The 17,574-nt window shown below is 54.9% G+C and carries 20 protein-coding genes; 5 read left to right on the forward strand and 15 right to left on the reverse strand.

Going from position 1 to position 17,574, the window contains the following annotated elements; genetic code table 11:
* Positions 1-213: 213 nt before the first annotated feature.
* The 4 genes from WC600_11840 (at position 214) to WC600_11855 (ending at position 4,032) form a co-directional block, all read left to right on the forward strand.
* Positions 214-798, forward strand: a complete 585-nt coding sequence (locus tag WC600_11840; GenBank protein MFA4903419.1) for a TetR/AcrR family transcriptional regulator — start codon at positions 214-216, stop codon at positions 796-798.
* A gap of 104 nt (positions 799-902) precedes the next feature.
* Complete coding sequence (locus tag WC600_11845; GenBank protein ID MFA4903420.1) at positions 903-2,054, forward strand: acyl-CoA dehydrogenase family protein; 1,152 nt, start codon at positions 903-905, stop codon at positions 2,052-2,054.
* A gap of 12 nt (positions 2,055-2,066) precedes the next feature.
* Positions 2,067-2,864, forward strand: a complete 798-nt coding sequence (locus tag WC600_11850; GenBank protein ID MFA4903421.1) for an electron transfer flavoprotein subunit beta/FixA family protein — start codon at positions 2,067-2,069, stop codon at positions 2,862-2,864.
* Between the two features lie 163 nt (positions 2,865-3,027).
* Positions 3,028-4,032 (forward strand): electron transfer flavoprotein subunit alpha/FixB family protein, encoded by a 1,005-nt coding sequence (locus WC600_11855; GenBank protein ID MFA4903422.1) that lies wholly within the window; start codon positions 3,028-3,030, stop codon positions 4,030-4,032.
* A 92-nt stretch (positions 4,033-4,124) separates the two neighbouring features.
* Here the strand turns inward: WC600_11855 and pyrE are convergent, their stop codons facing one another.
* The 14 genes from pyrE to WC600_11925 form a co-directional block, all read right to left on the reverse strand.
* A complete protein-coding gene (gene pyrE / locus WC600_11860) occupies positions 4,125-4,673 on the reverse strand; it encodes an orotate phosphoribosyltransferase (protein ID MFA4903423.1) in 549 nt (182 codons plus the stop codon).
* Positions 4,674-4,740: 67 nt separating this feature from the next.
* Complete coding sequence (locus WC600_11865; protein ID MFA4903424.1) at positions 4,741-5,274, reverse strand: NUDIX hydrolase; 534 nt, start codon at positions 5,272-5,274, stop codon at positions 4,741-4,743.
* A 64-nt stretch (positions 5,275-5,338) separates the two neighbouring features.
* Complete coding sequence (locus WC600_11870; GenBank protein ID MFA4903425.1) at positions 5,339-6,202, reverse strand: site-2 protease family protein; 864 nt, start codon at positions 6,200-6,202, stop codon at positions 5,339-5,341.
* A gap of 62 nt (positions 6,203-6,264) precedes the next feature.
* The gene (locus tag WC600_11875) at positions 6,265-6,999 is read right to left on the reverse strand and encodes a pseudouridine synthase (protein ID MFA4903426.1); all 735 of its coding nucleotides are present in this window, start codon (positions 6,997-6,999) and stop codon (positions 6,265-6,267) included.
* A complete protein-coding gene (locus WC600_11880; GenBank protein MFA4903427.1) occupies positions 6,996-8,186 on the reverse strand; it encodes an SGNH/GDSL hydrolase family protein in 1,191 nt (396 codons plus the stop codon). The genes WC600_11875 and WC600_11880 overlap by 4 nt, the downstream gene beginning before the upstream one ends.
* Before the next feature lie 57 nt (positions 8,187-8,243).
* Positions 8,244-9,320 (reverse strand): tryptophan--tRNA ligase, encoded by a 1,077-nt coding sequence (gene trpS / locus WC600_11885; protein ID MFA4903428.1) that lies wholly within the window; start codon positions 9,318-9,320, stop codon positions 8,244-8,246.
* A gap of 276 nt (positions 9,321-9,596) precedes the next feature.
* On the reverse strand, positions 9,597-9,920 hold the full coding sequence (locus WC600_11890) for a hypothetical protein (protein ID MFA4903429.1): 324 nt from the start codon (positions 9,918-9,920) through the stop codon (positions 9,597-9,599).
* On the reverse strand, positions 9,905-10,681 hold the full coding sequence (locus WC600_11895) for an enoyl-CoA hydratase-related protein (GenBank protein MFA4903430.1): 777 nt from the start codon (positions 10,679-10,681) through the stop codon (positions 9,905-9,907). The genes WC600_11890 and WC600_11895 overlap by 16 nt, the downstream gene beginning before the upstream one ends.
* Positions 10,682-10,697: 16 nt before the next feature.
* The gene (locus WC600_11900; protein ID MFA4903431.1) at positions 10,698-11,315 is read right to left on the reverse strand and encodes a TetR/AcrR family transcriptional regulator; all 618 of its coding nucleotides are present in this window, start codon (positions 11,313-11,315) and stop codon (positions 10,698-10,700) included.
* A gap of 364 nt (positions 11,316-11,679) precedes the next feature.
* The gene (locus WC600_11905; protein MFA4903432.1) at positions 11,680-12,435 is read right to left on the reverse strand and encodes a PEP-CTERM sorting domain-containing protein; all 756 of its coding nucleotides are present in this window, start codon (positions 12,433-12,435) and stop codon (positions 11,680-11,682) included.
* 393 nt (positions 12,436-12,828) lie between these two features.
* Positions 12,829-13,344: a C-GCAxxG-C-C family protein gene (locus WC600_11910; protein ID MFA4903433.1), complete on the reverse strand. Its 516-nt coding sequence runs from the start codon at positions 13,342-13,344 to the stop codon at positions 12,829-12,831.
* A 75-nt stretch (positions 13,345-13,419) separates the two neighbouring features.
* Positions 13,420-13,980, reverse strand: a complete 561-nt coding sequence (locus WC600_11915) for an AAA family ATPase (protein ID MFA4903434.1) — start codon at positions 13,978-13,980, stop codon at positions 13,420-13,422.
* The gene (locus WC600_11920) at positions 13,968-14,981 is read right to left on the reverse strand and encodes a hypothetical protein (protein ID MFA4903435.1); all 1,014 of its coding nucleotides are present in this window, start codon (positions 14,979-14,981) and stop codon (positions 13,968-13,970) included. The genes WC600_11915 and WC600_11920 overlap by 13 nt, the downstream gene beginning before the upstream one ends.
* Positions 14,982-15,027: 46 nt before the next feature.
* Complete coding sequence (locus WC600_11925) at positions 15,028-15,615, reverse strand: DNA polymerase ligase N-terminal domain-containing protein (protein MFA4903436.1); 588 nt, start codon at positions 15,613-15,615, stop codon at positions 15,028-15,030.
* A gap of 386 nt (positions 15,616-16,001) precedes the next feature.
* Here WC600_11925 and WC600_11930 point away from each other — a divergent pair, with 386 nt between their 5' ends.
* Positions 16,002-16,286 carry a PxxKW family cysteine-rich protein gene (locus WC600_11930; protein MFA4903437.1) on the forward strand — a complete coding sequence of 95 codons (285 nt, stop codon included), beginning with the start codon at positions 16,002-16,004 and terminating at the stop codon, positions 16,284-16,286.
* Between the two features lie 76 nt (positions 16,287-16,362).
* On the opposite strand, the gene WC600_11935 is transcribed toward WC600_11930, so the two are convergent.
* Positions 16,363-17,559, reverse strand: a complete 1,197-nt coding sequence (locus WC600_11935; protein ID MFA4903438.1) for a pyridoxal phosphate-dependent aminotransferase — start codon at positions 17,557-17,559, stop codon at positions 16,363-16,365.
* Positions 17,560-17,574 lie beyond the last annotated feature (15 nt).

The following is a 17,574-nucleotide window of genomic DNA, read 5'->3' on the forward strand; positions in this document are numbered from 1 at the left end:
AAGGAATTATCTTGTCAACTTAAAATAGGACATTTGACACAGAAGTCAAGAAAATACCGCTTATATTATATTTTAAATGAGAATCATTCGCAATAATAAAAATGATTTTCAAACTGATACACTACCGGCTATTCAAAACCATTGACATAGGGAACTTCGAACCGCTATATTAGGGACCGACCGGTCGGTTTCTATCTTGCAGGAGTTCACGCGATGTCACTCAAAGACAGGATTATCCACGAGTCTTTGCGCCAATTTTCCAGCAAAGGTTTCATGAGCACGTCCATCAGTGACATCCTGGAAGCCGTGGGCACTTCCAAAGGCGGGCTTTACAATCACTTCAAGAGCAAAGAGGACCTTTTCTTCGCGGCCCTGAGTGAAGCCCGGAAAATCTGGCGGCAGCGCAATTTGGCCGACTTGGACCGCTGGGAGCGACCCTTGGACAAACTCAAGCAGATCCTGGAGAATTATCGGGATCAATATTTGGCGGACTCGGAAAACTTTCCGGGAGGTTGTGTCTTTGTCGCCCTGGCGGTGGAATTACACGACCAGCAACCCCACCTGGCCCAAGAAGTGAATGAAGGCTTCGAACGATTCAAGGGCCTGATTAAACGCCTTCTGGACCAAGAAAAGGCAGTCGGCAAGCTGAAAAAGGGTATCGATACCGGCATGGCGGCCGAAGTAATCTTCTCAGGTATTCTGGGGGCTTGCGTCGCGTATACCTCAGACAAATCGAAGGAGAACCTGGATCACACAATCAAAGGCCTTATTGACTTCTTGACCATGATCAGTCTCTGAAATTTCTTTGTACGCCAGGTCCTCCATCCCTTTCGGAAAAGGCAGAAATTTTTTTAGGCGAAATCGGGGGGCCGGTCGGTCTCATCCTAAAAGGAGGTATTTTTATGGACTTCAAATTTTCGGAAAGAGAAGAGTTGCTCAGAAAATCGGCCAGAGAGTTCGCGGAGAGTGAGATTACCCCCAGAATAGACGCTATGGAAGAGACCGGGGATTTCTCCATGGACCTTCTGAAGCCCATGGCGAAATTGGGGATCACCGGCATCATTGCCCCCCGGGAGTACGAAGGCATCGGCTTGGGATATATGGCCCGAACCATCGTGCTGGAGGAAATGGCCCGGGTCTGTGCGGCCGTCTCCATGGGGATGCAGGTCCACCACATGGCCATCGCTGCGCTTAAAGATTTCGGCACTGAGGACCAAAAAAAGAAGTACCTGCCTCCCCTGGCCCGGGGCGAAACCATGGGATGCGTGGCCGTAACCGAACCTTCCGGGGGCTCGGACCTCTTGGGGATGCAGTCCACCGCCGCACTACAAGGCGATAAATGGGTTTTAAACGGCCGGAAATGCTTCATCACCAATTCCCATACGTCTGATTATTGGGTGGTCATCGCCAGAACCGGGGAGGGTCCCAAAGGACTTTCGGCCTTCATCGTCGACAAGGAGGCCCCCGGCGCCAAGACGGGGCGAGTGGAGCACAAAGTCGGACTCCGGGGTTCCAATACCGGCGAACTGGTGTTCGATAATTGCGCCATCCCCCGGGAAAATATCTTGGGCCAGGAAGGCGGCGGCCTGGGGGTAGCCCTGAAGACCGTCAGTGAAAGCGGCAGAACCGGCATGGCCGCGACCGCCTTGGGGATTCTCCAGGCCTGTTATGAAGAGGCCGCCAAGTTTGCCAGCGAACGGGTTCTCTACGGCAAACCCATCAGCGCCTTGCAAGCCATCAGCTTTTATGTCGCCGAGATTTACACGGACCTGGAAATTTGTCGGCTCCTGTGCTACCGGGCCAGTTGGATGAAGGACCAGAATATGCGGTTCGATACCGAAAGCGCCATGGCGAAATCCTACACCTGCGACGCCGCGGCCCGTTGCGCCAAGAAGGCCATCGAAATTCACGGAGCCTATGGCATCATGAAAGAATATAAAGTCCAGCGCCTCCTGCGGGATGCCATGGTGACGATCTCCGCGGGCGGCACCGGGGAAATCGGCAAGGTGGTTATCGGGAGGGCTGCGTTGGCGCCGTACTACAAAAAGGCTTAAGAGCCAGGAACTATGAAAAGAGTAATTGTTTGCCTCAAGCCGGTCCCGGACCCGAAGGCCTGGGACCGGCTGGCGATGGACCCTGTGACCAAGACGTTGATACGCGAGGGCATTCCCAGTGTAATCAATCCCTTGGACAAGCATGCCCTGGAAGCCGCCCTGGAAATCAAGGACGCTCGCGGTGCCGAAGTGGTTCTCCTTACCATGGCCCCCACCTCAACTCTGCCGGTATTACGTGAAGCCCTGGCCTTGGGAGCCGACCGGGCGGTGCTGCTCTCGGACCAGTGGTTCGCCGGCTCTGACACCCTGGCGACTTCCCGGATTCTGGCTGCGGCCATCCGCCGCCTTGCGCCCTTTGACCTGATCTGTTGCGGCAATTTCACCCTGGACGGCTCCACCGCCCAGGTGCCTTCCCAAATTGCCGAGTTCCTACAGGTTCCTAATATCATGCACGTAAGCCGCATGGAACTCAGGCCAGCCGGGCAGTTGGTGATAACTCAAAAGATCGAACACGGCTCGGTTAAGTTTTCAGCCGCCCCTCCCCTGCTGCTCTCTTTCACCAAGGAAGCCAATAAGCCGCGCTATAGTTCTTTCCTTGAAATCCTGGCCGCAGAAGACCGGGAGATCACCATATGGTCCAATGCCGACCTGCAATTGGGCGCCGGGCTTATCGGTTTGGGAGGCTCCCCCACCCAAATGGCCGATCTGCTGGTGCGTCAAAAAGTGCGCCAGAGCCTACGCCTCACGGGCGGCCCGGAGGAGATTGCCAAGCAGTTGGCAGACAAGATAAGTCAGATGGGAATAATTTAAGCAAGCGTTCAGCAGTCAGCTATCAGCTATCCGCAAAAACAAAGAGTTAGCATTTGGGTCCAAGATGGTAGAGTTGCTGTAATAATGCAACCGGTTGTTTTAATTTACAAAGCTGACTGCTGAAAGCTGAACCCTTCCTCATTTAACAGGAACATGTAACTCAATGGAAAAACCGCAAATTTGGGTATTCATGGAGCAGCGGGGCGGGGTGCTGCACGATGTCGGTTTGGAGCTGCTGGGCAAGGCCCGGGAGCTGGCCGCGGCCTCGGGAAGTACGGTGGCTGCCTTGCTGTTGGGCGCCGACGTGGCGCCCTTGGCCGACCGGGTTATCGCCCATGGAGCCGATACGGTCCTAGTCGCTGAACATCCTGGCCTGGAACCGTATCGCCTTTTGCCGTATACCGCGGTCTTGGCCAAGGCCTGCCGGGAACATCAGCCGTCAATTTTGCTGTTTGGGGCTACCAGCCTGGGCGTGGAACTGGCCCCCCGCCTGGCGGCGCGCCTTAATACCGGCCTTTCCGCCCACTGTATCGATCTGCAGTTGGATGCAGATGGGAACCTCTTGCAGATGGTTCCGGGCTGGGGCGGCGGCGTTGTGGCTACCATCCGTTGTCCGCAACATCGCCCCCAAATGGCCACGGTGATGCCGGGAGTTATGAAAAAAATCTTACCGTCCCCGCGGCCCGGCCGGGTTATTAATTTGGCCGTGGGAAATGACCTGGACGACTCAGGTCCCAAGGTCCTGGAAGTGCAACGGGAGGAATCCCGGGCACTGCCCCTGGAGACGGCTGAGGTGGTGGTAGCAGGGGGCTGGGGGGTCGGGGGGCCTGACGGCTGGAAACTGGTGGAAGAGTTGGCGGGATTGTTGGGCGGTGCGGTGGGAGCCACCCGGCCGCCGGTAGACGAGGGCTGGGCCCGTGATGAGCAGATGATCGGCCAGAGCGGCAAAACCGTCCGGCCCCGTCTTTATATCGGAGTGGGCATCTCCGGGATGTCGCACCATGTGGTGGGTATGGAGGGCTCGGAGCTGGTGGTGGCCATTAACTCAGACCCCCATGCCCCCCTCTTTGAGCTGGCGGATATCTGTATTGTCGGAGATTTCCGCGAGATTCTCCCCCCGTTGCTGGAGGAAATCCGCCACCGGCTCGGGGCTCATAAGTCGAATTGATCTGGCTTTGACACTCTCATGGCTGCGCTTGATCGCGTGCTCCAGGTGAGGCGGGATTTTACCCCTGCCTGAGTGGGGGGGTTCACGAGACCCTATTTCAATTCCGAGATGGTAAATACTGCCTCCACATCGGCGACCTCTTGGGCCACCGCCTCTTTGCCCCCTTCCTCCCGGTCCACCAGAATCAGCACCTTGACCACTGTCAGGCCGAAATTCCGGGCCGCAGTGATGGCCCGTAAGGCGGAGCCGCCGGTGGTCACCACGTCTTCGACGATTACCGCCCGATCCCCGGGTTCCACGTCACCCACCAACAGCCCCCCAGTGCCGTGCTCCTTGGGCCGGTGACGCACCGAAAAGGCGTTAATGGGCTGCCCCTTTAAAAAGCTGGTCAGGGCCGTGGCGTGAGCGATAGGGTCCGCCCCCATGGTGAGGCCACCGATGGCGTGAACTTTCAGGTCCCGGATCAGGTCGAAAAATACTTCGCCGACGAGGGCCAGGCCCTCAGCATTGTGGGTGGTGGGCCGGCAATCGATATAGTAAGGACTCTCCCGGCCACTCACCAGCTTGAAGGGCTTATCAGGGCTGTACCGGAAAGATTTTTCCCGGAGGATTTCCAAGAGCTGCCGGCGCATGTTCAACATTCTGCATCCTCTCCTTTACTGAAAAGTCCAGCCGTAGAGGTGGGTTTAAAACCCGCCCCTACAAGACTTAGCGACAATCGATTCCGCGGCATTGGGCAATATACTCGCGGAGAGCTTCTTTAGTGGAAGAAAAGGCGATCTGGGGCCAGGGAATTTCCGAGAGCTTGAACAGCCGGGCTTCCAGGGTCTCGTCTCCGGCCGTGAGTTCCCCGGACACATACTCCGTCAGGTAGGCCGCGATGATAGTGCGATGGTTCGGGTAAGAGTAGATATTAAGCAGCCTCAAGGGCCGCACGGTCAGAAGGGTCTCCTCGTGGGTTTCCCGGACTACGGCCTCCTCCACCACTTCCCCCAGGTCCACAAACCCTCCGGGCACCACCCAGAGACCGTAGCCCGGCTCGATGGCCCGGCGGACCATGACCACGCCCTCGGCCATGGGGATCACAGCGATGACCGACAACTTAGGATCAATATAAAAAATAAAACCACAAGCGGTGCATACCAGACGCCGGGGCTCCTGGGGCTTGACCTGGCGTTTTTCCAGCCGGCCGCCGCACTGGGGGCAAAATTTATATGTGGCTATTTCCTGGATGCCAATCATTGCTCCCTGCCTTAAACAATCATTCCAAGGGGACGCTGCCTGCCCAACTTGCCGCTGGCTGCCATTAGTTCAGGACAAAGGGCGCCGGGGAAAAGGTGAGCGCAAAAACTACGATGGTGATGATTCCAAGGATGCGGCGGCGCCGGTCCAGGGGCAGCCAGTAGAGATATGGCGGCGGGTGGCGCCAGCCCAGAAGAGTCAAGAGTACGGCCCACATGAGCCAGCCCTGCCAGAATATTACCCCGCAGATTACCAAAAGCCCGATAGCGCCCAGGGAGATATAGCGATGGCAGGAGGGGAACAGGGCGTAGGTCACGTGCCCCCCGTCCAACTGCCCCACCGGCATCAGGTTGAGGGCCGTCACCAAAAGGCCGATCCAGCCGGCAAAGGCCACGGGGTGCAGGATGACATTTTCGCTGGGCGTCAGGTGGCCCAGGGCCAGCCAACTCAGCAGTTTGAATAACAAGGGTTCCCCCAGGGTCAACCCTTCATCCCCGCCACCGAAGACGGTGACGGTGGATAATTTCAACCCCACGAGGATGACCGGGATGGAGATCAGGACCCCAGCCAAAGGACCGGCGCAGCCCACGTCCAGCAAGGCCCGCTTGTCCCGGATGGGGGAACGGATGCGGATAAAGGCCCCAAAGGTGCCGATAATGAAGGGAATGGGTGGCGCCGGGATGAAATAGGGCAGGGTCACGTCCAGGTGGTGCTTCCGGGAAATCAAGTAATGGCCCATCTCGTGGGTGCCAAGGATCAGCAGCAGAGTTAAGGAAAACGGGATGCCTTTATAGAGCAGACCAGGGGTTTCCAGGGGATTGACCCCTTGCTGGAGGGCCCCGGCGACAATAGTAGTGGCCAGCGTGGCCAGTAACAACACCACGTGCAGCCAGAGCCGGGGCGGCCGAGGAGCCGATGCGGGCGGCATAAACTCCTGTCCCCAGTAGGGCTCCGGGGGCCTCGAAGGTTCCAACGGTCTCCCCTCCGGATTCACGGTAATTCCACCCCTGCCTTTAAGGCCTGTACTTCCCGCCTGGTGAGCTCCCGAAATTTTCCCCGAGGCAACCCTTCCAGCCGTAACGGGCCGAAGGCGATGCGCTTCAATTTCAGCACCGGGTGCCCCACTTGCTCCATCAAGCGCTTGATCAGATGATACCGCCCTTCATGTACAGTGATTTCCAAGACCGTTTTTTCCGGCTCCCGCTTGATCACCGCCACTTCCGGGTAAACAAAACGACCGTCCAGGTCCATCCCCGCGGCCATTTGCCGCAAGGTTTCGCGACTCACCTCGCCTTCCACCGTCACCCGGTAGGTCCGGGGGACCTGGAAGCTGGGATGAGTCAGGCGATAGGCCAGTTCGCCGTCGTTGGTGAGAAGCAAAAGCCCCGTGGCGTCGTAGTCCAGGCGTCCCACGGGATAGAGCCGATCCGTCCTGGCGCCTAACAACTCCGTGACTATCCGCCGCCCTTCGGGGTCCCGGGTGGTGCAGACATACCCGGAGGGCTTGTGCAGCATAACGGTAACCAGCGCGCCCTGCACCTTGACGGCGCGTCCATCGACCTTGACCTCGTCCCGGTCAGGATCGACTTTAACCCCCATCGCGGTGACCACCTGGCCGTTGACGGCTACCCGCCCGGCTTGGATAATCTCCTCCGCAGCCCGCCGGGAAGCCACCCCGGCCCGGGCGAGAAATTTTTGGAGGCGTTCCGGCGGACTGTTACTCATCTCTTCTCGTTTTGGGCAGGATGGTGAGGCAAGGACGGATTTATCAAAGCCTTTTCCAGAGCTATATCATTGTGGCCAAATTCCGCCATTACGTGTGGCTCAAGTTTTTGATATATTATATCTGAAACTTTCTGAGCACCTATGTTAGTAAAATGATGCCAATCATAAAAATATTGAGAACTTTTCGGCATCTCGATTGCTAAGTCAATCAATAACACCTTATAATTTGAAGAAACTATCCGCGTAATTTGATTGTATTGTTCCAATAATTGCCATTCAGCCCTGCCGTTGATATCACCATACTTGACAGTTGCTAAATTTACCCCGGTAACCTCATCAATGCCGGTTCCATAAAGAGATGGTTGAGTAACTAAAACTGGTTCAACTGAATTTTCTTTACAAACCTCAATTAATCTTGACAATCGCTTTCTATAAGAATCCAAATATTTCTCTTTATGTATTTTAATCAATTTATTTATATCGTCATCTTTAACATCAACACTTTCTATTTGTTTTAAATCAATATTACTATGTGTAACTCCCATTCGCTTAGCTTGCCAATATCTATACAGATTAAGTATAAAGTAACACAATTCGCTTTTCATTATGATTTTTTTTATTGTTGATGAATATATGCTTGATGAAGATTTACTGATAATATATCTATCATGATCTGCTTCATTTTGTAACCCTACATCATTAATGCCAACAAGAAAAATAATTATATTTGGCTTTATTTTTAATAAATAATCTTCTAGTAGAACTAAATGTCCAAAAGTAGAACAACCATCTAAGCCGGCATTATTAATCCATAGATTAGGGAAGACGCTTCTTAGTTTTCTCCCCAAGTCTTCAGTCCAGGTCTTGCTATCAGATAAATAGAGACATTCTGTAGTACTTCCCCCAACTGTAATAATTCTCAGATAATGAGAAAATTCTTGTGGCGGCTCTTCTCCCCTAAAACCCAAACTATTTTTTTTATGAATTACGACTTTGTCTAGTTTTTCTATTTTGTCATTATTAATCACATAATTTTGGTTTGTTTTTAAAACAATCTTATTCCCTCTTACCCTGAATTCAATAGGCTGCCATAACCTGAGAGTAGCTTCCGCTATTAAAAGGGCGACTATCAACCCAATGAAAAATGTCAGAGCATTTTTTAAATAATTTTCCAAATTCCACGCCATGGTCTCTGGCCGGGAAAGCCGACAAAATTTCCCTCGCCGGCCTTCCCTCCAACGACCCTATCTTTTTGAAGACGTGAGTGGGGGGAAAGGCCCTAATTGGAATTTCCGGTTAAAACCCACCGCGTCCCGCACCTCGGCCATGGTCTGGCGGGCCTGTTGCCGGGCCCGGTCGTTGCCTTGGCGCATAACATCCAGGACCTCGTCCGGATGGGCCTCGTAATAGCGACGCCGTTCCTGGATGGGGGCCAGATTCTCTAGCAGGGCCTCGGCCAGCATCTTCTTGCAATCCACACAGCCCAGGTTGGCTTTGCGACATTCCGTGGAAATTTCGTCAAGGCGCGCCTTGGGCAGATTGAGCCGGTGGAAAGGAAACGCCAGGCAGCGGTCCGGTTCGCCTGGATCTTTCTTGAAAGGGCGCTGGGTATCGGTGGTCATCTGGCGAATTTTCTTGGCCATCACATCCGGCGGGTCGCTCAGGTAGATACAGTTGCCGTAACTTTTGCTCATCTTGCGGCCGTCGGTGCCGGTGAGCTTGGGAATTTCGGTAAGCAGAGCTTCGGGTTCCGGGAAAATGGGCCGGTAGAGGTGGTTGAACCGCCGGGCGATCTCCCGGGTCATCTCGACGTGGGGAACCTGATCCACCCCCACCGGCACCCCTCCCGCCTTGTACATCAGGATATCCGCGGCCTGGAGCACCGGATAGCCCAAAAAGCCGTGGGTGGCCAGGTCCTTGTGGGCCAACTGCTCCATCTGGTCTTTGTAGGTGGGGTTGCGCTCCAGCCAGGGCACCGGGGTGAACATGCCGAAGATCAGGTAGAGCTCGCAATGTTCTGGAATAGCCGACTGCACAAAGATGGTGGATTTTTCCGGATCCAGGCCCACGCTCAGCCAATCCGTCACCATCTCCGGGATAAAGCCGCTGATGGTGCCGGGGGTCTCGTATTCCGTGGTCAAGGCATGCCAGTCGGCCACGAAGTAGAAACACTGATAATCTTCCTGGAGGCGCATCCAGTTATACAGGGCCCCATAATAGTTGCCCAGATGCATTTTCCCGGTGGGACGCATACCGCTTAAAATGCGCTTTAATTTTGGCGCTTCGGGTTTCTCTATTCCACGTGAATCGTCAGATGCCATGCTTATTCCTATTTAAGTTTTTAGCTATTTTATAACAGAATTATGGCGGGCAGTGCCCGCCCTACATTTGGCCACGGCGCATCAAAGGTGTCTTGCTGATAGCTGAAAGCTGACCGCTGATCGCTTATAACCTACCATTTGGCAGCCCCCTTTGGCAAGGACATGCGCCAATATTCCCCCCAAACTGCAGCATCCCGATTACAAAAAACAGGCCATCCTGAGTGCGGCGCTCAACATGGCCTGTTTGGCAGATCCTGGAGCTGAAACGGTTGTGCCTCACTCTTTTAGTGAGGCCAAATAAGAGCTGAGTGAGCCGAAATCCAAGGGCGCCTCAAGTTCGTCCCCGGACCTGAGGTCATGAGTGGTCACCCGAACGGGCTCATCCAGGGCAGTGGGAAAGCTATCCCCGTTTGCATCATTGACGGTTATATAGGCGCGCTTGCCGTTGTATTTTATCCATTTTGTAAACGACGCTTTTCCGGCGCAACTGGCCGAGAGATTGAATCCATGACTTGTCATTACCTCTTCGACGCTCATTGTTTTTTCACCTGTATGCTTTTGTGAATCGCGGCTCGTGCGAACCGTTAGCGTTCCTTCCACTCCGGCTTCCGCTTTTCCAGAAACGCCTTGACCCCTTCTTCCGCATCTTCCGTGCTGCACAGGGCCGCAAACATGTCGCCCAGCAAATCCAAGGCCTTGTGGTAGGGCACATCTTCGGCCCCATAGATCCCGGCTTTGCCAATCTGGAGGGCCAGCGGGCTTTTGGCCACCAATTTATTAGCCAATTCCAGGGTGGCTTCCTCAAGTTTATCCGCCGGCACTACCTTATTGACCAGTCCCAGCCTTTGGGCCTCCGCGGCCGGGATTATATCTCCCAGCAGCACCATTTCCAGCGCTTTTTTGCGGCCGACGTTGCGGGCCAAAGGCGCCGCCGGTCCCAGGCAGATGAGGCCCACATTGATGGCCGTGGTCCCGAATTTGGCATCCTCTGCAGCCACAGTCAGGTCACAGGCAAAGGACAGACCGGCGCCGTTGGCCAGGGCATAGCCTTTCACCGAGGCGATCACCGGCTTTTTCATTTTAGCGATGGTGTGATTGTGCTCATCCATCAGGTGGATAAACTCGCGATACTCTTTGTTGGTTTTATTTTTAAATTCATCCAGCGAGATACCTGTAGAAAAATGTTTGCCGTTGGCATCGATCACCACCACCCGGACCTCAGGGTCGTTCTCCATGTCCCAGAGGGCATCATTGAGCTCCCGGGCAAAAGGCACGTTGAAGGTGTTCATCGCTTGCGGGCGATTCAGGGTAATAAAGCCGATTTGATCCCTTTTCTCCACCAGCACGTTGGTGTAATCCATGACGCACTCTCCTTTATCATGATAAGTTAGTAATATTCGTTTGTTGTAGGCTTTCGATATAATAATGTAGTTGGGCCAGGGTTTGCTGCCACACGGCAGGGTCATGGCTGGCGGCATACAAGGGTGCGGCGCCGTTCAGCGAGACCACGATGAAATGGGCGATTCCGTCGAGATCTAAGCCATCCTTTAACCTGCCTTGCTGCTCCGCCTCTTCCAGCCACAGCCGGATCAATTTGGCAAAGCTCTTGAAGCCCCTCAAGACATAGGCGCTCATGGCGGGGGACTGTCCGGCGAGTTCCACCAAGGAATTAAGCAGAAAACAGCCGCCCTCGAAAACCCCCGCGCCCAGGTAATTTTGCAAACTGTTTTCTATGACTTTTTCGATCCGGCCCAGGGGATCAGGAATATCTCTCACGCCTCGGAAAACGATATTTTTCCAAATCCTGACGCATTCATCATAGACCGCAGACCAGATTTCCTGCTTGTTGCCGAAGTGGCCGTAAAGTCCGCCCTTGGTCAGACCGGTGGCTTTGACAATGCTTTCAATGGAGGTATTGAAGTAGCCGTGGACTGAAAAGAGCTGCATTGATTTTTCTATGATATGTTGCCGCGTTAAGTCCCCTTTAGTTGACATTCCAAACCTCTTTATAAAATAAACCGACCAGTTGGTCTATTTCTATCGCAACAAAATCTCTTTGTCAAGGTAGCCTCTAGCAAAATAGGTAAATTTGGGTTATAGATCATGCGCCACGAATGATAAACATATCAAAAGATTATCATCCTGATCTACACTGCGCATAGATAGCCGGTAACCTCACAGATTGAATTGACAAAGGCAGCGGAAACATGCAGTTTCCATCTGGATGGGCCTGGATAGCCGGGATGATCTGAAAATTTTGAACCGATAATTAAAAGAAAAATAATCTAGTATGGCCAAACAAAAGGGAAGCCGCTCCAATTGGACCGGCTTTCCCTTCAGTTTGGCACCAATGGCTGTTTTAGTTTTTCATGAAACGGCGACGCAGCCAAAATCCCGCCAGACCGGTTCCCATAAGCAGAAAGGTTCCCGGCAGAGGAATTGGGTCTCCGTAAATAAAGTCATCCATTACCACCGGGTCCGCGGAATTACCGCTGGTGATACGGACCCTTGCTACTCGCTCCCCCGCGCTGAATATTACTCCGAGAAAGGAGAAGGTTTCATCACCTGACGCAGCTGGGACGAGGAAAGATCCCAACGAGGCATCACCCGACCCAAAAAATTCCATACTCGTGCTGTCGACCAAATCCACATCCGTGAAAACCACCCCAAAGCCGTTAACTGTCCCAGGAGTGTCGGTACCACGAACGAAAAAAATTGTGTCGGTGATGTTGCTGCCAACGGCAGTGAAGAGCTTTTGGGGACTGAAGGGCTCGAACAGAGCGGGAAATGAGGGATCAATATTACCAAATTCAATGCCAGGACCAGAATTGGCGCTGACTTCGAACCCGGATCCCGGGGTGGAAAAAACTGCCCCTTGAGAGGCTTTAAAAAAATCTGGGGGAAAGGCATTAGGGGAAGAAAGTGCCTCGGGAACACCATCCCATCTAATTTGTCTTAGGGGCCCCAGAGCAGCTTTGAAATTATCCACTACCGCTTGGATATCGGCCGGATTAGCTCCGGTACCTGAAAAAGTGACGGGAGAGGCAGCAGCAGGGGTGGACAAGATTAGTAAACAAAGCAACAACATGGCCATGAAAAAATATCTTCTTTCCATAGTTTACCTCCGTTTTTGAACGGATTAGATATTAGCCATTCTATTCCCTGTACAGATTGGAGTAAACATAATACATCAAATTTCTCCAATCAAGGTGCGCATAAGTATTTATTTAATTCAAAACATTGATTAAATACCCCTCTCTCCTAGGCTGGCGTCAATGTCATCGTTGATATGCGTCCTCCCGTCTCCGGCTTCTTCGTCCTCCCCAACATTACTACTCCGGCCTTGACAGCTTTTGTGCAGGTTAGGGCGGTGTACCCCTGATGGACACCAGGAGTGGTAATTGCACGGCAAATGGTATGTTTTGCTCACTTACCATATACAAAACTTATCAAAAATTTCAAAGAGTTGTAGATATGATTAAGTTAATTGCATGATCGCAGCTTGGTATTAAGGATGTTGTTCCCCAAAAGGGAGAGAGCCCCAGCGGGCCAGATCTTTAGGAAAGGCCATCTCGGCGGCCAATCCCGCGGCCTCGATGGTCAGGTTGCGGCAAAATTGGAGATGGTCCTTGCAGAGCCAGGTTTTCCGCCACTGGGAGGTCAACAGGCGGCATTGAGTGCTCCCGTAGCGCTGCTTGAATTCATTGGGCAGGCGATTGAACAGGCGGTAAAGGCCGGGCTCGCCATAGAGTTCCGCGGTCGCGGACTTGGCGCTGGCGGGCACCTCCCGGCGGCCGTACACCGCGCCCAGGGCCGCCATGGCCCCCACCAGGGCGCCGCAGGTGTCGCCGAAGAGGCCGCCGCCGCCCCCGAAACCGGTCATGACACACATGGCCTCATGGGGCAGGCCGGTATCGATATGGGTCAACACCGCTTCCATGACACATTCGGCGCAGTTCAGGCCGGTTTTGAAGTTATGCTTGGCCCGTTTTTTTACCTGGACAATCGCTTCTTCAGGGGTCATTACTATTCTCCATATTGAAAAGATACAGCTATAGGGCGTGCCGCGCACGCCGATTTTCGGCGGCCGCGGGCCGCCCTATAAATAACTTTGCACGAAGCTTTTCAGTTCTTCCAACACCACCTCGGGGTCCCGGGTGGTATCCAGCCGGAGTAGCGGCCGGTCCTGGGGCGTAAAGGGGTCGAAGTCCCGGGCCTGGGCCTCAAAGAGTTCCACCCGTCCATCTGAGATGGCCTCCGGGTCGGTCAGACGAATCCCCAGGCGTTCCCGAGCCACGGACGGAGGGCATTCGCAGTACACGAACACCAGCCGGGCTCCCTGCGCTTTAGCCAACTGCCGCACCCGGGCCCGCTCAGACGCCCGCTTATAAGAGCCGTCCAGGATGACGCTTTGCCCCGCCGCCAGGTGTTCGCCGGCCTGCCGGAGCATCTCATCGTAGGTGCGGGTGGAAAAATCCTGGTTATAGATACCCTGGCCGAAGTCCACGGGCACCCGGTCCGTAGGTTTGAGGCCAACCAGAGTTTTGCGCACCACGTCGCTATGGATGACCGGCCACCCCAGAGTTTTGGCCAGGGCCCGGGAGCGGTTGCTCTTGCCGGTGGCCATCAACCCGAAAACCACCACGATCATGCGGCCCATCGCGCCCCCGCTTCGGCATATTCTCCAGCCAGGTCAAAATAGGCCCGGGCGGTTTTCCGGGCCTGGTCCCGAATTTCTGGCGGTTGCGCCGGGTCCTGGGCAGTAAAGGCGTGGATCTTGCCCCGCACATAGGCCCGGTAGCATTTGTAAAAATCCAACATCTGGAGGAGGTCAGGGTCCCGGGAGGCCGTAGCGAAGCGCTCTACGAAATAGCGCGACAGGTCCCGGAGACCGTGGAAATCCAGGTCCATGGCTAAAAAATCGATGTCCGCGGCCACATCACCATAACGGAAGCGGTGATTAAATTCAATGCAATCAAAGACATAGATGCTGTCGGCCAGGCAAATGTTTTTCATGTGCAGATCGCCGTGACAATCCCGGATGCGGCCTTCCCGGATGCGTTGCCGGAATAGGGTGCGGTGCCGGGAAAGGAATGACCGGGCAAAGTCGCGAATCCCCTGGAACAATTCCCGGGGAAACATCTGCCCCGCCAGATTTTCGGTCCGGGAAAAATTCTCCTCATGGTTGTAGGCGATGATAGCCGGTTCCCCGTACTTGTTGATGCGGGGGCCAGTGGCCGCCTGCTCGTAGAACGGGACCAGCCGGGCAATGATGCGGTCCAGATGCTCCCGGCCCAACTCGCCCCGGTCCGCCACCTCATCCATCATGCGATCCTGGGGCATGCGCACCATTTTCAAGGCATAGTCTAGCGGGTGCCCCTGGCCACCTAGCCGCACCCGTTCTCCTTGAGCCGTAAGGGGCAGGACCTCCAGATAGATTTCAGGGCAAAGACGGCGGTTGAGGACGAGTTCTTCCTGGAGATAGTGGTGGCGGCGACGCAGGGTGGTGAAGTTCAAAAAGCCCAGGTCCACCGGTTTTTTGACTTTGTAGGCGAAGTCATCGGTGATGAAGACCCAGGAGATATGCGTCTGGATCAGGTCAACCCGCCCGGTCGATTCCGGGTAGGCGGCCGGGTCCATCAAGGCCGCGATCAGGTCCATGGTTCATTATAGCAGAAAGCGCCTTGGGCGGACACGCAGGTCGGCCTTACGGTTTTCCGCCGATCTCCTCCACAGTGCGGCCGGTGAGCACGGATTGGGGTTCGCTGGCCACGGGGTTGCGGCGGGCGTCGGCCTCCTCGTCGTCCGCCTTCACCAGGAGCCAGGACTCGTCCTTGCCGGTCCGAAAGCGGGTCAGGGCGTAGCCGCCCTTAAGCTTCTTTCCCTCCAACCAGATCTTGACGTGGCCATGCTCCACTGCTTGGGCCATGGGGATGCCCTCGCCTTTCTTCTCCGTCAGATTGCGGTAAGGACCGGCGTCCCACACCAACACCGTGCCGCCGCCGTATTCCCCCTCCGGGATGGTGCCTTCGAAGTTGGCATACTCCAAAGGATGGTCTTCGGTGGGCACGGCCAGGCGCTTGTCTTTGGGGTTGGTGGAGGGGCCCTTGGGGATGGCCCAGGACTTGAGCACCCCGTCCACCTCCAGGCGGAAGTCGTAGTGGAGATGGCTGGCGGCGTGCTTCTGGATGACGAAGATGGGCTCCCGGGAAATCCTGGGTCCCTTGCCCGAAGGCTCCGGGGTACGGGAAAAGTCGCGCTTTTCCTGGTAATCCTTGAGACTGGCTTTGGTCATTTCCACCCTTCCTGGTGAAGACGCGGCCGGGGCAATTTGTAAAACCTGGCCTGCAACAATATTTTAGAACTAGACATAGCGTCATCACTAATTTGACATATTTATCTCTGCGCCTCTGCGGTTAATTATTTTTCACCGCAGAGGCGCAGAGAACGCAGAGAGCGCTTATGTTCAATTGTTTAAGTCCTTGAGCATAAAATAAGTCCCCGGGCGAGCCGGGTCAATGGGCTCTTTAAGCCTAGCCGGCGGCGCAACTTGAGGTCAGCCGGCAGGCGGGGAAACAAAAATACCCTGCTAACCAATAAATTATCGAAAATTAATTGACAATGATTATAAATGTAGTATATAAATATAAGATTTACTGAATATCAAGGGGGGCTACGGCCATGCACTGCGAAACTTTGAAACCAGGGGTAGATTGTACCTTTATGACTAAGAAAGGCTGTTCGTTCAACGGCGGCAGCTGTAAACCGGTGGTAACGGAATGTGAAGGCTGCGACCGGATCATGGGATCCAATGGCAGCTCCTTCTGTGGTTCTTTTCCGGACCCCACCTCCAAATGGCGCCGGGGGCCCTGTAATCTAGCCACTCACGTGAAAGCCGAAAAGAAAGAGATTGCCCATAAAACCAATCCTCTGAAGGCCTCCAAACGCAAAGCCGCCGGCCACTAAGCAGGCATTGAACGGACAGCGCGGCTCGACTGTAAAAGCCGGCCGCGCTCTCCGCAATATCTTTCCGATTTAATCTTTATTTCCCCAACTTCTCCAAGGCTGCCTTAATCCGGCTTAATCCCGTGGCAATGCGCTCCCGGGATGTGGCATAGGAAAATCTCAGGCACTTGTCTTCTCCGAATTCGCCTCCCGGCACCGCCGCCACCTGGGCCTCTTCCAGGAGGTAGGCCGCCAGGGCCCCGGACCGTGATTGGCCCGGCTCGACCTTGAGCCTGTCATAATACGCCGAAAAATTAGGAAAGAGATAGAAGGCTCCTCCGGGCTTGATGGTGGTGACCCCGGGGATCGAAAGCGTCCGCCGATAGATATCGTCCCGGCGCCAGGCAAATTCCGTCAACATGGTCTGCACCGAATCCTGGGGGCCGTTCAAGGCCTCTACCGCGGCCTTCTGTGAGATGGAGGTGGGGTTCGAGGTGCTCTGGCTCTGGAGAGTATCCGCCGCCTTGATCCCGACCTCCGGTCCGGCCAGGTAGCCGATGCGCCAGCCGGTCATGGCATAAGCCTTGGAGACCCCGTTGAGGATGAAGGTCCGGGCCTTCAATTCCGGCGATAGCATGGCCATATTCACAAACTTGGCCCCGTCAAACAGGATCTTGTCATAGATATCATCCGAGATCACAGAGAGCCCGGCCGAAAGCACCACTTCCCCCAGGGCCGCCAGTTCGTCTTTGGTATAGACGCCGCCGGTGGGGTTGGAGGGGCTGTTAATCACAATGGCCTTGGTCCGGGGGGTGAGCTGCGCCTTTAACTCCGCCGCGGTGAGCTTAAAGCCGTTTTCTTCCCGGGTGGGGACGACCACCGGCGTGGCTTCGGCCAGCATGACCATGGGCACATAAGAAACCCAGAAGGGCGCGGGAATGATGACTTCGTCGCCCTTCTCGAAGAGCACTTGAAACAAATTGTAGAGGCCGTGCTTGCCGCCGCAGGACACCAGGATTTCGCTGGGCTTATAGCTCAAGCTGTAATCGCCCTGGAACTTATTGATAATGGCCGCTTTCAGTTCCGGGGTGCCCCCCACCGGCGTATAACGGGTAAAACCCTCCTGGATGGCCCGGATGCCGGCCTCCCGGATGTTGTCCGGGGTGTCGAAGTCCGGCTCTCCAACCCCGAAATTGACTATATCGACCCCCTGCGCCTTGAGCTGATTGGCCTTGGCATTGAGGGCCAGGGTGGCGGAAGGGGGAATCTGGCGGATACGGCTGGCAAGTTGCATGGTGACTCCTTTGTC

This window comes from Desulfobaccales bacterium, from assembly GCA_041648175.1.
Classification (GTDB): Bacteria; Desulfobacterota; Desulfobaccia; order Desulfobaccales; family 0-14-0-80-60-11; genus 0-14-0-80-60-11.

Excerpts from the sequence above, each read along its gene's own strand:
- WC600_11840 (MFA4903419.1), top strand. The coding sequence starts at position 214 with ATGTCACTCAAAGACAGGATTATCCACGAGTCTTTGCGCCAATTTTCC.
- WC600_11845 (MFA4903420.1), top strand. The coding sequence starts at position 903 with ATGGACTTCAAATTTTCGGAAAGAGAAGAGTTGCTCAGAAAATCGGCC.
- WC600_11850 (MFA4903421.1), top strand. The coding sequence starts at position 2,067 with ATGAAAAGAGTAATTGTTTGCCTCAAGCCGGTCCCGGACCCGAAGGCC.
- WC600_11855 (MFA4903422.1), top strand. The coding sequence starts at position 3,028 with ATGGAAAAACCGCAAATTTGGGTATTCATGGAGCAGCGGGGCGGGGTG.
- pyrE (MFA4903423.1), bottom strand. The coding sequence starts at position 4,673 with ATGTTGAACATGCGCCGGCAGCTCTTGGAAATCCTCCGGGAAAAATCT.
- WC600_11865 (MFA4903424.1), bottom strand. The coding sequence starts at position 5,274 with ATGATTGGCATCCAGGAAATAGCCACATATAAATTTTGCCCCCAGTGC.
- WC600_11870 (MFA4903425.1), bottom strand. The coding sequence starts at position 6,202 with ATGCCGCCCGCATCGGCTCCTCGGCCGCCCCGGCTCTGGCTGCACGTG.
- WC600_11875 (MFA4903426.1), bottom strand. The coding sequence starts at position 6,999 with ATGAGTAACAGTCCGCCGGAACGCCTCCAAAAATTTCTCGCCCGGGCC.
- WC600_11880 (MFA4903427.1), bottom strand. The coding sequence starts at position 8,186 with ATGGCGTGGAATTTGGAAAATTATTTAAAAAATGCTCTGACATTTTTC.
- trpS (MFA4903428.1), bottom strand. The coding sequence starts at position 9,320 with ATGGCATCTGACGATTCACGTGGAATAGAGAAACCCGAAGCGCCAAAA.
- WC600_11895 (MFA4903430.1), bottom strand. The coding sequence starts at position 10,681 with ATGGATTACACCAACGTGCTGGTGGAGAAAAGGGATCAAATCGGCTTT.
- WC600_11900 (MFA4903431.1), bottom strand. The coding sequence starts at position 11,315 with ATGTCAACTAAAGGGGACTTAACGCGGCAACATATCATAGAAAAATCA.
- WC600_11905 (MFA4903432.1), bottom strand. The coding sequence starts at position 12,435 with ATGGAAAGAAGATATTTTTTCATGGCCATGTTGTTGCTTTGTTTACTA.
- WC600_11910 (MFA4903433.1), bottom strand. The coding sequence starts at position 13,344 with ATGACCCCTGAAGAAGCGATTGTCCAGGTAAAAAAACGGGCCAAGCAT.
- WC600_11915 (MFA4903434.1), bottom strand. The coding sequence starts at position 13,980 with ATGGGCCGCATGATCGTGGTGGTTTTCGGGTTGATGGCCACCGGCAAG.
- WC600_11920 (MFA4903435.1), bottom strand. The coding sequence starts at position 14,981 with ATGGACCTGATCGCGGCCTTGATGGACCCGGCCGCCTACCCGGAATCG.
- WC600_11925 (MFA4903436.1), bottom strand. The coding sequence starts at position 15,615 with ATGACCAAAGCCAGTCTCAAGGATTACCAGGAAAAGCGCGACTTTTCC.
- WC600_11930 (MFA4903437.1), top strand. The coding sequence starts at position 16,002 with ATGCACTGCGAAACTTTGAAACCAGGGGTAGATTGTACCTTTATGACT.
- WC600_11935 (MFA4903438.1), bottom strand. The coding sequence starts at position 17,559 with ATGCAACTTGCCAGCCGTATCCGCCAGATTCCCCCTTCCGCCACCCTG.